Source organism: Culturomica massiliensis, from assembly GCF_900091655.1.
GTDB lineage: Bacteria > Bacteroidota > Bacteroidia > Bacteroidales > Marinifilaceae > Culturomica > Culturomica massiliensis.
In genome coordinates this window covers 1486696-1501241 of sequence record NZ_LT594621.1, presented here as the reverse complement: position 1 = coordinate 1501241, position 14546 = coordinate 1486696, and the positions used below count along the sequence as shown (strand labels likewise).

Below are 14546 nucleotides of genomic sequence, written 5' to 3'. Positions count from 1 at the left end.
AGGGACGCTTGGCTTGTCTCATTTTCTCAAACGACTGATGATTCCTTTATCTATTCCGGTAATTCGCGACAGCTGGCGGATTCCGATTCCGGGGATTTTCAGCATCTCTCTCACCAAATCTCTCTGTTCATTTTTAGATAAGGTTGTTACTATATGCCCGGATAATTTATCCAGCCATAACTGACGAAGTTCCCGATCTCCTACCCGGTCTTCCAAAATGCCCTTTTCTTCCGCTATTTCTTCCATATAAGCTTCAAAATCTGACCTTCCGGCAAAAAACAATCTTATAAAACCAGCACTTACAAAAGAATCCTGTAAACTAAAATAAACTTTATAACTACTCCATGCATATTCCGGAATAGACTGACATATCCCCGCTTTCACCGGATTTTGCAGAATATATCTGAGACAACGACATAAATACCCTTCCGTTTCAATAACTTCACTTCGATAGCGATTTTGGAATAAGTGTCCACAACGTTCGTACTTATCATTGAACCACATTGCATATTTTAGCTCTAATTTGTGCATATAAATTCCCGGCTCATCACTTTTCACCAATAAATGAACGTGATTGTTCATCAGACAAAATCCCCAAATTTCATAGTGCTTCTTTTTCACGCATTCTTTCAGGTAATGCAGAAACATAATCCGATCGCTATCTTCATTGAAAATATCCATCCGATTGACACCGCGAAGCATGATGTGGTATACATCGGTTTCAGACCGCTGACGAGAATGACGAGGCATAATGTATGACATTTATATCTATAAATTTACAAAAAAATCTCCATACTACAAAGGGACGTTTATTTTGTCTCACCTTGAAATGAAATTATGCATAATCCTGTCAAAATAAATCTTCTCTGAAGTTGCTTTTACACCTGAATAAAGTAAAATGAAAAGTGAGACAAAATAAGCGTCCTTTTGTCTCGGAAAATAACTTGCACGATTTTTTTCAAAGGAATTGCCCCGTCCTTGTGATTGTTATACAAAATCGTTTGCATATTCTTCTCTATTTTATAAATTTACGTTTTGAATGTTAAAGTATTGAATATGAATGAGACTCCTCATTATTATGCATTTATCAGTTATTCTCATGAAGATAAAAATTTAGTGGCAGCATTCCATGATCGTTTAGAAAATTACGAAATTCCTTTTTATTTCCGAAAAAAAAGAAAAAAGATACCCGCTACGTTAACCCCTATTTTTAGAGATGAAACGGATTTAAATATAGGAATTATGACGGAGGAAATTGGGAAAGCACTGAAAAATTCGGATAGTCTGATTATTTTTTGTTCGAAGGCATCTCAGCATTCCTCTTGGGTAGAAAAAGAGATTGAACTTTTTAAAAAGTTTCATCATAAAGGAGAGTGTTGTATTGTTGTTATCGTCGTATCGGAAAACGGGGAAAAATTTTCTGGTACAGAATATTATCCGAGTAATTTATCTAAAGATATATATTATGTCGATAGCTGTTGTATCGATCAGGAATGGGAACGGATTATCTGTAAATTAGTCGGAGTAGATTATACGAAGATATCCAGACGTAAACGGAAAGATAAGCATTTAAAAAATAATTGGATTGTCTTTATTTTATGTATGTTTGGAGTATTGGGTGGTGGCGGATATGCTTATTGGGGAAAGGAACATTACCGTTATTATGAAGATTGGGTCGATTGTTGGGGAGTTCCGAAAGGTATAAATGAGCTTTCTCCCCGGGAGAGAAAAAACCGGAATGCTTGTTATCGTTTTGCGATCGGGAAGGGAAAAATAAGGGAAATTGCTTATGTAAATTCTTATGGAAAGATCATGGATCCCGACGATACGGAATACCGGGATCGGGTAGCCGTTTTGCTTTTATTTTATCTGGATAAGGGAAAAATAAAAGTACAGTATCGGAATGCAGCTGGTATTTTGTTGAAGCTTTGTACGATAAGCGGAGATGCTTTCGACCGTTATGATTTTTGGACACCGATGGGCGATGTAGATGGGATGTCTGCCTTTCAAACAGATATTGACCGGAACTTATATTCGTTTTTTCAACAAAATTACAGGGCACAAATCGGACGTTATTTCGTGTATCGGAATAAAAATGGGTATATACAAAAGTTATTTTTTCGACAAAATAACGGGAATGAGCCTGTTACAGATGCAGACGGGATTGCAGGTTTTGAGTATGAGCGTAATAGTTTGGGACAGGTTACAGTGGTGCGTTATTTGGGAGTAGACAATTGTTATCAGAGTGATCGGACCGGAATTGCCAAACGTCAATATAGTTATGATCCGGTATCGGGACAAATGGAGAGGGCAGAATATTTCGGATTGGACGGTAAACCGGTGTTGAACAAAAGAGGATGGTCTGTTTGTGTCGCTGAAATAAATAAGTATGGGAATATAGAAGAGGAACGCTATTTGGACAATAATGGGCAACTCTGTATCGGCGAGGAGGGATGTGCATTCTGTCGGATTGATTATGATGAAAGGGGAAACAAGGTAAAGATTGCTTTTTATGGTACAGATGGTGAATTGTGTATAGGAAAAGATGGTTTTGCTATACAAAAAATGGAATATGACAAAAGAGGAAACATGGTCTGTGTGTCTCTGTTCGATGCTTCTGATCGGCCTTGTTATAATCATGAAAATATAGCTGTAATTTCTCGGGAGTACAATGATAAGAATTATTTGACCGGGGAATATTACTATGGTTTACAGGAGGAACCGGTTTTTTGTAAATATGGATATGCCTCTACCAAATTTTGGTATGACGATCAAAACAGGTTGGTCGGGAGAACTTATTACGACACATTTTTACAGTTGTGTTATTGTTTGGAAGGATATGCCGAGAGGAAATGGGAATATGATATACAAGGAAGAATAGACCGTGAAAAATATTTCGGAACGGACGCAGCTTTATGTTATAATCGGGAAGGTGTGGCAGAAATAAGATGGAAGTATAAAGATTCGGGAACTGTCAGTGAGTTGGCTTTCTTTGATGTAAATGGGAATCCTTGTTATCATAAATCCGGTATGGCATGTATACAATGGGATTCTGATCTGCAAGGACATATTGTCAAAGTTTCGTTTTATGGAACGGATTCACTTCCTTGTTTGAGCGATGAAGGTGTAGCTGGTTTTACTCAAAGTGTCGACAGTCATGGTCTTGTTACAGATCGTCGGGTATTCGGTACAGACGGATATCCTTGTTATACTTCTTCTGGAATTGCCTGTATTCATTGGGATTATAATACATCCGGTTTTGCTACGAAGGAAGTCTACCGGGATATGTTGGATAACAGGTGTTTTAACAAAGAAGGGATAGGGGGATGGGAGGCCCAGTACGATGAACAGAATAATTTGATTGAAAAGAAGTTTTTGGATACATTGGATCGTCTGTGTTTTAGTGAACTACATATCGCTATTTTGTCGTATGAATACGACAGACAGAAGCGGATGAGTCAAGTTCGTTTTTTGGATACGGAACGAAAGCCCTGTTATAGTACACAGGGACTTGCCGGATATACCTGCCAATATGATGCTGCCGGGAATGTGATTCGAAAGGCTTGTCTGGGTGTGACGGGTGAACTTTTGATGAATTATATGGGATATGCCGGATATATTTGTCGTTATAATGAGTATCATCTGCCGGTCGCCGAATCTTATTTCGATGCACAAGAGAAACCTTGTAAAGGAGAATATGGATGCGAAATGCGGACTTTTAGCTATGATGAAAGGAGAAGGCTTATAGAGATTGATTATAGAAATGCTGCTGGAAATCTTTGTTTGAATCAGGAAGGATATGCTTTTGAAAGAAATCGTTGTGATGAACTGGGACGTGTGACTGAAACATGGTTTTTTAATACGGACAGTTTGTTGTGTGTGACAAAAAAAGATTCTGTGGCAGGTATAGAGTATAAATTCGATAAGAAAAATAGATTGATCGAAGTATGGAATAAAGGGGTAAACGGTTCCTTATGCATGTCTAAACAACATTTTGCAAAAGTAGGGCTGAAATCGGATAGATTCGGTACATTTATCGAATGTACTTATTATGATACCTTGGGGAATTTGTGTTTGAATGCCGAAAATATAGCTATAATGCGTAGGGAGTGTAATGAACGGGGGTATTTGGTGAAGGAATATTATTTGGGTACCGATTCGTTGTTTTGTATGAATGTGCAGGGTGTAGCCGGGATAGATTGTTTACCGGATCGTTGCGGTCGAACCATTGAGAAAACTTTTTTCGATACAGCCGGATACAAGACTACCCGTATCGGAGGAGTAGTTAAATGTTTGTATACTTTTGGGGTTGGTGATCGGATACAAACCGGTTTTGATATACGGATAAACGGAGATACTACGGTTACTGTCCCGGTTGCTTTTATCCGGATGCATACGTCTTCTGTGGTTGCTGATACTTTTTTTATCTTGAGGACGGATACTTGGAAGTTTGGGGACTATTATGCTTATTTTGATGTTAAAAAGACGAAGACGTATAAAATTCAACTTTTGGATAAGCAGGGAAATTCAATCACTGCTCAAATTACTCCTAATAAAAAAGGGGGAAATACCCGTTGTGGCACATTGAATATTTCTATTCGTAAGTACCGGGAATTATTGCGCAAAGTTATCTGATTTACTACAGAGGGACGCTTATTTTGTCTCACCTTTTATTTACTCTATTCTGGTATACAAGCAATTTCGGGGAAGATTTATTTTGACAGGATTATGTATAACTTCATTTCAAAGTGAGACAAAATAAGCGTCCCTTTGGCTCCACCGGAATCAGTGTATTGCAGAATCCTTCCTCGGATTTCGATTCGAATTTCTGGCTGACTTGCATTACCGTCGACCCGCCTGTGGCGGGATGTACCCGGGAAAATATCCGTCTGGCGCTGGATGCGGATAATATCGAGAGCCGCCCCTTGTGGAAACCGATGCATTTGCAACCCGTATTTGCCGAAGCTCCGTTTTATGGGAACGGCACTTCCGAGCATCTGTTCGATATAGGTCTTTGCCTGCCTTCCGGACCGACGCTGACGGATGAGGACATCAGGCGGGTTGCCGGCGTGATACGCGGATTGGTAAGATAATTGTATTATATACCGGATAAAAAAGCACGTAGTTTCAGAGCTACGTGCTTTTTTTGTATCACCACTAAATGAAAGATTCTGCCGGGGAAATTTATTTTATTGGAAATTAAGGTAATAAAGCTTTCAGTTTATCCACTTGTTTTTGTAATTCGGCCCGGGTTTGCGGGTCTTTTTCATTGTGTAGGGCAGCCTGAATATCGGGTAAAAAGTGCAGATAATGGGTGTCGGCGATGTAAGCGGCAGCACGGATACGTACTTCCGGTGCGTTATCATAGAGCAGACCCTGTACCCAGCGTTTGGTATCCCAGGAATGGTGGTTTTCCAGCCAGTCGAGAGCATCGATTTTGGCTTTGTCTGTACCGTGTAAAAATGTCTGAAAACATTCGGATTCCTGTTGAAGACCGGATGTTGTCATCAACAGTTCGCGTTGGGGCAGTGCGGGTTGCACCGTGTTTTCTTTATAGGAAATAAGGGGTTTACCGAGAGTCCAACGGATCATGCGGGGAATCATCCACATCATACCGGGAGTGGCTTCCGGATGAGCAATGGAGCTGAATACACGCCCTTTGCCGTATTGGTTGGCAATGAAGAAAGGTTTGCCGTTGGTCATACCGGCCGGAGCATTCCCTTCTTCATGAACATCACTTTGCATGGTGGCCAGAAGCGTATACCGAATGCTGTCCGGGGCACTCGGTATAAAAACGGGACCTTCATAATAAATGACATAACAAGTGTCGCGGGAAGATAATTCCGGGAATATTTTTTTCCCTTCTTCGTTCAGGGTGAATTTAGACAGACCGTGTCCGCGGTTGTCATGTTCAATGTCAATGGCCTGTGCTCCGTTCAAGGCCATACAGGCATATCCGGGAGTATTCGAGAAAAGATAAGCTCCGGCGCATATACCGACAGCGCCGTGTCCGTCGGCAATAAAGTTTCTGATGCGTTTCTGGTTTTCACTACCCAGGTTCAGGTATTGACGGCTGCCACTGCCTCCCGGAATAACGATAGCGTCGAGAGAATCAAGTATTCCTTCCGCGATTTCGGCGGATGTAATTGTCCGGGCCTGTATGCCGGGATCGAGCCGTAAGGCTGCTAGGGTTTCCCAGATACAGGTTTGTGCACCTCCATGTCCGTCGAATACACCGACTGTAATTGCCGGAACCGTTTTTTTGTCGGTACTTTTTTTATCTGTCGGGGAAGCACATTGTAAACATAATGTCAGCCAGATCAAGCTAAGGATGTAAATGTTTTTCATGGATAGTAGAAGTTTATATTTTGCCTGAAAGTAATAAAATTTATTTGGCTTGTAGGTTCGACTGCAGATAATTTTATTCCGGTTTTGTTTTTTTATCCGGATAAGGATTTAAAAATTGTATTGCCTTATAATTACCGCTCGGATAGCGTTTTTATATTCCGGATACACTTCAGTAAGTGAGATCCGCTCCGGATATTGTGTTTTTGTGTAACTGTATGTATAACATGGAGTTTACAATCTGGTAATTTTTTGATCGTTTTATAGATACTGTCGTTTCTGATTATTTTATAGTAATTGAATAAAAATAAAAAGATATTTCATTTTTTATATATAAAAACATTTGTTTAATAAAATTTATTTTATATTTTTATCATGTGTGTAATACAATTGTATTTGTTTTTGTATAAAACGGTATTGTCAGGTCGGAAATGTACAATAAATTCGGTTTATTATTATGATATATATAGATCGTCGAAATACAGGCAAGGAAAAATGTATATGGAAAAAGCGTGTGATGGCTTGGTGGCAAAAGCATGTGGTGGTTTGGTGGCAAAAGTGTGTGATGGCTTGGTGGCAAAAGTATATTTGGTGGGAAATGTTAATAATTGTATTAATTTTGGCCGTAGGTTTTGTATCCTGGTATTTCTTTTTTCCGTCGACCGTTTATATTTATCACGGACCTTATGCGACCTATACTCCTGTGGATTTACAAAAGAAACGCCAGGAAGAGTATAATAAAAAATCTGGATGGTGGAATTGGGGAATAAATAAAATTTGGCTAAAAGCTGCGGTTGTAAAAAGAAAAGATTTGGATTATCCGGAGTGCTGGAAAGAAGCTTTTTGGGAAAATATGGATGATGGTAAGAAAGTTGTATTTTCTGTAAATTCTTATACGTGGATGTGTTTGGCTAAAGGAAAAGTGCCATGTGATAGTTTGAAGGTGCAGAATGGTTGTGATTCCTGTACATTAAAAGTAATCGGATATAAAAAGGCAGAAAGGCCCTATTATTTATTGCGGTTTATTTCACATAAAAACGGGACTTTTCCTTCGACCCCCAAAGAATTCGCCCAGGCGAAATATATTTTAAACGTCAAGGAGGGGTCCGGATCAACTCATATTACGCCTGAAGTTTATTTGTTGGAAAATTGTACGAATACTCTTCCTACTGTATTGTGGGATTCTAAAAGTAACATGATCAACGAATTAGTGGCGGACAAACCAGAAGGACAAAATAAAGGGCGTTATTGGATAGGAGCTATAAGCGATAGTGAGTATAATGAATTATTGGATCAGGAAATGAGAGACAGTCTGATCATTCAGGATGTGATGATAAATATTCCGTACGATCCGCTGGTGATTATTCAGGAGGTATGGCAGAAAGATAAAGGAGGGATAGGTGAAGATGCTGTATGTGACGATTTGTGTAAGAACGGGTTGATGGAGAAAGGCTCAAAAAGAATATCTTATTTGCAGAGAATGTATAAATATTATATCGCTTTGGGAATTTTGAGAAAAGACGAAGAAGGAAACTTTTACATTCACAATCCGCAATACGAGAATAGAGTAAAGGGAAATGAGATGAATGTATTGCCGGACGGTCCTTATAAAGACAGTGTGTCTGTCTGGTGTTATTTTTACAAAACGGTATATGGAAATCTGGAAGATCATTATTACCGGTTTGAAAGAGATACAGCGATAAAACTCCCGGTAAAAAAGGGAAAAATTGTGTCCGGACCATGGGAAAAAGAATTGAAAAATAAAATCGGCTATAGGGTGTATATCGGTGAAGATAAAAAAGAGGAAACGCCTGTAGATAGCCTGATAGCTGAACGGGATCGTTGTTTATATAACAGATAAATATGGTAGTAACGGATATATTATGGATGGTGATTCTTTTCCTGATCCCCGGAATGGTTTCATTTACAGTGTACAGATATGTGGCGGGATATGCCATAGATAGGCTGTATAAATTTATTTTATATAGCACAATATGGGCTATTTTAGCCTATGGGATTGTAGAAGTAATCGGCTATTTTATGTATGGCATTCCTATAGGTAATAATTCTGACGTTTGGATTGTATTTGGTTATAAGTTTACCGAAATTCCTCTTCGTACAATGTTTTATGCATTGGCGGCGGGGAGTGTCGCAGCTTTTTTTATCGGTCGTTTGATGCGTAGGATCCGCTTGAATTATGCTGGTTTATTGCATGTAAAGTTATGGGATCATTATGTGAATTTTTTGTGTAAGAAGAATCGGAAAGTTGAGATTTATGATTATAAGAATAATTATAAATACATTGGATATATAAAAAGTTTTTCCTATTTCAGTCCGCAGAGAGAGATCGTGTTGCGGAGAGCTAAAATTTATTCTATGCAGAAGAATGACGGAAGACCGTTGAGCGAAAATAAAGAAATTTATATACAGTTGGAAGAGGGTCGTTTTAGTATTGTCACAGTTGGTAGTAAAACCAGCGAATCTAAGGATGACGGGAAAAAAGAGTAATTTAAAAGTTTAGGAACAACGTGTTCAGTTAGTTAGGGTTGGTTGTAGTTGAGAGGACTGTATCTTATAGGGCAAACTTTTTTTGTTTGATAATTGATTGATAACCAGTAGTTAGTTTCGCTTAAAAAAGCTAATCTCTACTTATAAGCATACATAGAGGGTTTCAATAACCAACTGATACTGAAGACAAAAGTATATAAAAAAGTCGGATTGTAAAACACTGGAAAAGAACCTTCTTTTATCAATCAAGGAAATCAAAAAGTGTATAGAGCAAAGTGGCGCATGTATGGTATAGATAATTCCGTACATGCGCCACTTTCTTAATCATCTGATTTGCATTGATTTACATTAATTGTTATTATATACTATCATTTGGTACTGATAAGCATTGATTTTGCTTGTGGGGTGTATTATTGTCCACCTAAAAAAATCAAGAATATCTCCTTGAAACGGGTTTGACGAGCAGGTCGATGTGCTCGTGTTCAAGGATATGTTCCATAGCCTTGTATATGGGCATCTTTTCGATACCGGCAATCTTCAGGGCTTCCATCTTGATGGTATTCTCGATGAGCAACAGGTAGTCTTCCTCCTTCAGCTCAACATATTTCTGTGACTGTGATTTTAATTTTGCCATATTGATGTTGTTATTTGTTTCCGAAGTCGGCAGGAATCTCACCCCACAGGCGGTTGTCCCAGTGCAGCACTTCGATGTCCTTGATTCTTGCCTCCATCACTTTGAGGAATATCTCCGCTTTCTGCAATGCCGGGCATCTGCGTGAAGAGGCTGTCTGTTTGTTACGATACCACGTGATGGCTGTAATGCTGTCCGAGTAGATTGTTCGCGGACTTTCCGGATGTTCCATGACATATCTGACCGCCTCGACAATGCCGAGAAACTCCCCGATATTGTTCGTCCAGTTACCGATAGCTTTGGAAAAGAGTTCTTTTCCTGAAGAGAGGTCGACAGCCCGGAAGCGTGTCAACCTCTCTTTTGCAGAATGGGCACCGTCGGTCGCAATACCCACGACCGGTTTTTCTTTCATTGAATTCCTCCCTGATGTCTGTCTCCCGTATAGATGAACCCGTCGGATTCCATACGTCGTACCAGAGCACGCGCCTGATTCAGATAGTCGGTGATGACACCTTCCTTGTACTTGATATCCTTGCGTCCCTTGAGGATTTCCAGCACACCGTCTATTGTGCGGCTCATTACGCTCTTGCCGTCTTTCGGGTCGAAGAAAATCTTTTTGTTGCCGAACGTCACAGTTACTTGATACAATGTCTTCGGGACGATCACTGTTTCCACATGCGCCTGAAATAACACGGGGGTAGCGGCAACGACTACATACCCGTTGGCTTTGTGCATGGGTTTCAACTCTACCGAGTATAGTATGTTTGGCTCGAGAGTTCCTTTCAGGTCTTCCGAAAGGACACAAATCTGCTTGCCGAATCTTGAGTCTTCACGGACTCCCATCAATTTACGTGTCTTGGAATGGCGCGAAACGAACCCTATCAGTTCGCCCGTCTCTTCCGATCTCGCAAACTTCAGTTGCGATTTTTCCGATGTCATATTACTGTTCTTTCATATTCAATCTATTGCTTTCAATTGACAATCTGTTTTCAATGGGTCACTTTTCCATACAAATATATGCCAATTTTTCACGCCAACAAAACGTTTTAGTTATTAATTTTCAGATGGTTATGTGTAATATATATAGAGAAAAGGCTGCATTCAGTACAGCCTTTCCTCCTCTGTAAAATGACTGAAACGCTCGTCAGTATCAGAAGTTTGCAGTAGATAACGGCATTTCCAATAACGGTAAATCCGCCTTCCGTTGGGTATACAGTGATTTATATCGTCAGCATTCAGATATTGGTTCCCTTGTTCCGTACCGTGGTGCATCCATGTAGCGCACCCGGGCAGGTCCGGGTTGTTCCGGACATAGAAGTCCATTTTCTCTTTACCGGCGACAAAGATATTGTGTATCCGTACGTCCTTATCGATAGGAAACCGGTAGGCGTACAACGCGAAGTCACAGATGTCGGTTTCCAGCAGGTTGCCGCCAAAGTGTTCGGGAGCTTTCCGTTTCAGGTTCTCGAACCCCTCCAAAATACCCGGCCTGTCGCATATCTCGGCAAACCTTTCATCCGTTACCGGCGCAGCCGTCGCATAAACCACCCGAAAACCATTATCCGTACTGTCCAGTACCATGACATGCGCGACTATCCCCGGTGATTTGTTGATACTTTCGTCAATGCTGTCCGAGTCCGTGGTCAGACAGCATTTCAGCGTTCCGATGATTAATACCGCTACCACCAACAGTGTCCAAGGACCTATTGCTGCCGCTATCAATATCAATTCATCGGCCCGTTTCCGTATTTGTTTCATTGATTTTGAGAATGTGGCGGCCGGATACCCCCCGGACCTCGGACACGCATACCTTGCATCCTGCATCCAGCAACCGGTTTCTACATTCTTCCAAGGCGGCGTCGGAAATCCTGATGGCAGGTATACCTGCCGCCGTCATCTTGAACCGGGGCACTTCCGTGATCCGGGTAATCGTTTCGGCATCATCAAAATACGCCTCGAATGAATCTCCGACATGGAAAAGGATGATGGTTTCCACGCCATGCCTTTCCTTCATGCCGCCGTAACAGCGGCGAATAATCTCTTCCTTTTTCATATCAAATAGATATATTAGGTTTGATGTCAGCCAAACATGAAAGTGCCTGTAATCCGTTCAACTGCCGGGCTTTCGTCCGAAATACATATACAGACTTTCTTCATCTGACAAATATACAATAAATTACGGAACGACCCATGTCTATTGCATGAAACTATCCTTTCATCTTCACCTCCCTTCTTTCAAATTGTTCGCGGATGATTTCAACGAGTTGTCCGATGCTGTCGATTTTGTGACTCTTACCGCAGGCTTTGCCATGGAACAATGGCGTGAAGTACAGGTTAAAATCCTCATCGATGGAAAAACCTCCCACGAGGACGATACCCGCCTTGATACGGTAATACTCGCCGTACATGGCGTAATCATCCGTAGTTTTGGTGAACCCGTACTCCGGCAACAAGTCCGGCAAAGTGTCCAGGATCGGCCGGATAACATCCTTGAGAAAATTCGGGGTCTCAACTTCCTTTTTCCGTTTCCGACCTTTTCTGCCGGTTCCGTTATCGTCTTGCAGGTAATGGGCATCGAAACGATCCTGATACCTTTCTGTCAGTTCCTTAATATCCATATCCTTTATACATTTAATTGTTTTCCTCAAGCCACTCTTCCAGTGTCATGGAGGCCTCGAAACCGTATTCGTCAATCTGTACATAGCCGTCCTTTTCCGTGATAAACTCTTTCCTGGTCAGGATGGTTCCGCCATGATTTACCATCACCGTCGGTTCGATGGTCGCCAGACGGTCCCCGTCATCCGACTCCCGGATATCGTATGCGTACAGTCCCTCCGGAACGGCATTCCGGTCAATCCGCATATCCGTAAACAATGCAGGCGTGTCATTGATGGTCATAGACTCAAAGGTCTCGTTGCCAATGTTTTCTTTTGTAATCATATTTATTGATTCAAATAGTTTATTATTCCTGCTTGGGAAGTTCAATGGCTCTTACCCAATTGTTCCGGTCATCAAAACATTCATCATTGATGTTGGCCGTAAATTCCAGCGGTGTCATCTTCTCAACCCGCGTTGCGGGGTTATTTTCGTAATCAACGATGATTTTCCCGGCCGGAACGTCACGTTCAAATTCGTCCAGCGGGAAAGAGAATATCCATATTTCCCGGTCTTTATCTTCCCCAAGAAACGCCTTGAGGTTGTCTGTATAAGCCTGGCATTTGTCCCACGAGGTTTCCACGAATGAAATGATTTCCTCTTCCGGTTTGCCGGTACGGTCTTTCAGGAATGCAACGGCATTCCCTTTCCAGATATCCTGCTCGACACAGAGTTCCAGATAACGTTCCCAGACTGTCACCAGCCAGTCCATGTTAATCTCATGCAGGTGGCGGCAGGTGAAACGCTCCCGGCTTTCCGCGTTGTAAAGCGTGCAGCTTCCGTCCGTGCGTATCTCCTCCAACCGGTACATGGTGTATACCGGTATCCCGTGGCCATACCCGTCTTCCCCTTCCTCCTCGACATATACCGTATGGGGCAACATATTTTCCGGCATTTTCGGTATCGCACACAGGTTGGCTATAACTTCCTGTTCCAACGCTTTTTGTTTCTCCTGTATTCTCATTGTCTATCCATCTTTTAGTATGATTTTACCTTCTTGAAATAATCTCTGTTTGTAACGACGGTGGTTGCGTATATTTTCGGTATGTTTCTTCCGGTCATATTTATACAAGCCTTTTGCCTTGTTCTCTCTCAGCAGTTCCTTGTTCCGCTCTTCGCTTTCTGGGTTCACAATGAAGGTTATCAGCCTGCGGCTGACACCGTATTCCCGGGCAAGCTGGCGCTGGCTGACAGCTTCTGTCATGTAACGGTGGAAAATTTCAGCCTTCTGAAAAGGAGTGAGCTTCTGCCTGCGGTCATATTGTGTCCCGCTGATGATTATTCCCGAGCTTTTGTATGGCATGGTGAAGTCTGTTTTTCGTTTGTGGTCCATGAATGGTAGATGCGTTGTTTGCCATCTAAGGAGAGTAGAAACCAGCGGCTATAAATCCGTTCCAGCGTTTCGGTGTCGTGCCCGTATATCGGTCCCAGTTCGTTTGCAAACATCGCCGCTACCTTCAGCCTCCTGGTATCGGACAGCTTCTCCCACCAGCGGCAAATGGTCTTGTACTGCTTCACGTCCGTTACAAGGTCCGGAACCGGAGCGGAGGAGATATATTCCGCCTCTTTGCCGCACGGTGCCTGCCAGAACCCCTGTTCGCAAAGAGCGCGTTGCTCGTCACAAACCCGTTCTGCAAAGGATTTGAGTGCCATTTGGAATATCTTTCTTTCCAGTTCCTTACGTTCCATGGACAGTTCATGCACACCCACGTTCAGCCCGTGCTTATTGCGTTCATCCGGGGAAAGCTTGTTGCTCAAGGCTTTCCTGACCAGTTCCAGCCGTTCTTTCAGAGGGCCGTATTCGTTGTTATCTAAATACCGGTTAAACAGTTCCTGTTCGTTTCCGGGCAGTATGAATATATTTTCCATCATGCATCATTTAAGTTATCGGATGTGAATAGGATATATCGCAGTGGATAGCGGGTGTCGGGGTGCGGAAATAGCCACGAGATCCCGTGCCGTCAAGGGGCGCAGAAAAACGGCATCGAACTCCTGAGTATCGTCTTCACGGATATCTCGGACTTCAATGATCCATGTGCCTTCATAGCGGCACCAGGCAATCACCTCCAAAATCATTTCCTTTCTGTAGTCAGCCGGTCCGTCCCCGAAACTTTCACGTATCCGCTTAATTGCATCGTCTGTCAGCCGGACAAATTCCCCTTTGCGGAACGGAGCTTCCGGCGTAACGGCAGGAGTCAGCATCTGCCAGTCTTCATGTCCGTCCAGGTCTTCCACAGCCATTGCGTAGGCTTTGTATTCAGCTTCGGTCTCGAAATGTCGGGTTATCACATATCCCCCGGATTCGGCCGTGCTCTCCACCGACGAGATATCCCCGGTTTTCCTGTATATGCTTACAGTATCCTTACCGAGTAGAACTTTTACTGTTATCATTATTGCAGATGGTGTG

16 protein-coding genes and 1 pseudogene are annotated in these 14546 nt (G+C 42.0%); 4 read left to right on the top strand and 13 right to left on the bottom strand.

Translation table 11 applies throughout. From position 1 onward, the window contains the following. Positions 1-18: 18 nt before the first annotated feature. Entirely contained in the window at positions 19-750 is a 732-nt protein-coding gene (locus BN8908_RS07700) for a transposase (protein ID WP_068689863.1), read from the bottom strand. Between the two features lie 306 nt (positions 751-1056). Here BN8908_RS07700 and BN8908_RS07695 point away from each other — a divergent pair, with 306 nt between their 5' ends. Together BN8908_RS07695 and BN8908_RS07690 are read left to right on the top strand one after the other, a co-directional pair. Continuing rightward, on the top strand, positions 1057-4635 hold the full coding sequence (locus BN8908_RS07695; RefSeq protein WP_068689861.1) for a toll/interleukin-1 receptor domain-containing protein: 3579 nt from the start codon (positions 1057-1059) through the stop codon (positions 4633-4635). A gap of 146 nt (positions 4636-4781) precedes the next feature. Next, positions 4782-5093, top strand: a pseudogene (locus BN8908_RS07690) (DegT/DnrJ/EryC1/StrS family aminotransferase); the annotation flags it as partial. A 106-nt stretch (positions 5094-5199) separates the two neighbouring features. Here the strand turns inward: BN8908_RS07690 and BN8908_RS07685 are convergent. Next, on the bottom strand, positions 5200-6348 hold the full coding sequence (locus BN8908_RS07685; protein ID WP_068689857.1) for a BPL-N domain-containing protein: 1149 nt from the start codon (positions 6346-6348) through the stop codon (positions 5200-5202). A 454-nt stretch (positions 6349-6802) separates the two neighbouring features. On the opposite strand from BN8908_RS07685, the gene BN8908_RS07680 reads away from it, so the two are divergent. Together BN8908_RS07680 and BN8908_RS07675 are read left to right on the top strand one after the other, a co-directional pair. Then, positions 6803-8206 (top strand): hypothetical protein, encoded by a 1404-nt coding sequence (locus tag BN8908_RS07680; RefSeq protein WP_068689855.1) that lies wholly within the window; start codon positions 6803-6805, stop codon positions 8204-8206. 2 nt (positions 8207-8208) lie between these two features. Next, positions 8209-8853, top strand: coding sequence for a DUF6338 family protein (locus BN8908_RS07675; protein WP_068689853.1), 645 nt, complete (start codon positions 8209-8211; stop codon positions 8851-8853). 430 nt (positions 8854-9283) lie between these two features. Here the strand turns inward: BN8908_RS07675 and BN8908_RS07670 are convergent, their stop codons facing one another. The 11 genes from BN8908_RS07670 to BN8908_RS07620 form a co-directional block, all read right to left on the bottom strand. Continuing rightward, entirely contained in the window at positions 9284-9487 is a 204-nt protein-coding gene (locus BN8908_RS07670; RefSeq protein ID WP_004303920.1) for a hypothetical protein, read from the bottom strand. A gap of 10 nt (positions 9488-9497) precedes the next feature. Further along, complete coding sequence (locus tag BN8908_RS07665) at positions 9498-9896, bottom strand: ribonuclease H family protein (protein WP_004293685.1); 399 nt, start codon at positions 9894-9896, stop codon at positions 9498-9500. After that, on the bottom strand, positions 9893-10423 hold the full coding sequence (locus tag BN8908_RS07660) for a hypothetical protein (RefSeq protein WP_004293684.1): 531 nt from the start codon (positions 10421-10423) through the stop codon (positions 9893-9895). The genes BN8908_RS07665 and BN8908_RS07660 overlap by 4 nt, the downstream gene beginning before the upstream one ends. A 162-nt stretch (positions 10424-10585) precedes the next feature. Next, positions 10586-11242, bottom strand: coding sequence for a hypothetical protein (locus tag BN8908_RS07655; protein ID WP_004303923.1), 657 nt, complete (start codon positions 11240-11242; stop codon positions 10586-10588). Next, positions 11214-11537, bottom strand: a complete 324-nt coding sequence (locus tag BN8908_RS07650) for a MutS N-terminal domain-containing protein (protein WP_004293682.1) — start codon at positions 11535-11537, stop codon at positions 11214-11216. The genes BN8908_RS07655 and BN8908_RS07650 overlap by 29 nt, the downstream gene beginning before the upstream one ends. A 154-nt stretch (positions 11538-11691) precedes the next feature. After that, a complete protein-coding gene (locus tag BN8908_RS07645; protein WP_004293681.1) occupies positions 11692-12102 on the bottom strand; it encodes a hypothetical protein in 411 nt (136 codons plus the stop codon). A 13-nt stretch (positions 12103-12115) separates the two neighbouring features. Beyond that, positions 12116-12424, bottom strand: coding sequence for an LPD28 domain-containing protein (locus BN8908_RS07640; RefSeq protein WP_004293680.1), 309 nt, complete (start codon positions 12422-12424; stop codon positions 12116-12118). Positions 12425-12446: 22 nt separating this feature from the next. Then, the gene (locus BN8908_RS07635; protein ID WP_004293679.1) at positions 12447-13103 is read right to left on the bottom strand and encodes a hypothetical protein; all 657 of its coding nucleotides are present in this window, start codon (positions 13101-13103) and stop codon (positions 12447-12449) included. 3 nt (positions 13104-13106) lie between these two features. Then, complete coding sequence (locus BN8908_RS07630; RefSeq protein ID WP_004293678.1) at positions 13107-13442, bottom strand: helix-turn-helix domain-containing protein; 336 nt, start codon at positions 13440-13442, stop codon at positions 13107-13109. After that, positions 13418-14008: a hypothetical protein gene (locus tag BN8908_RS07625; protein ID WP_229053208.1), complete on the bottom strand. Its 591-nt coding sequence runs from the start codon at positions 14006-14008 to the stop codon at positions 13418-13420. The genes BN8908_RS07630 and BN8908_RS07625 overlap by 25 nt, the downstream gene beginning before the upstream one ends. A 15-nt stretch (positions 14009-14023) precedes the next feature. Continuing rightward, positions 14024-14530, bottom strand: coding sequence for a hypothetical protein (locus tag BN8908_RS07620; RefSeq protein WP_004293676.1), 507 nt, complete (start codon positions 14528-14530; stop codon positions 14024-14026). Positions 14531-14546 lie beyond the last annotated feature (16 nt).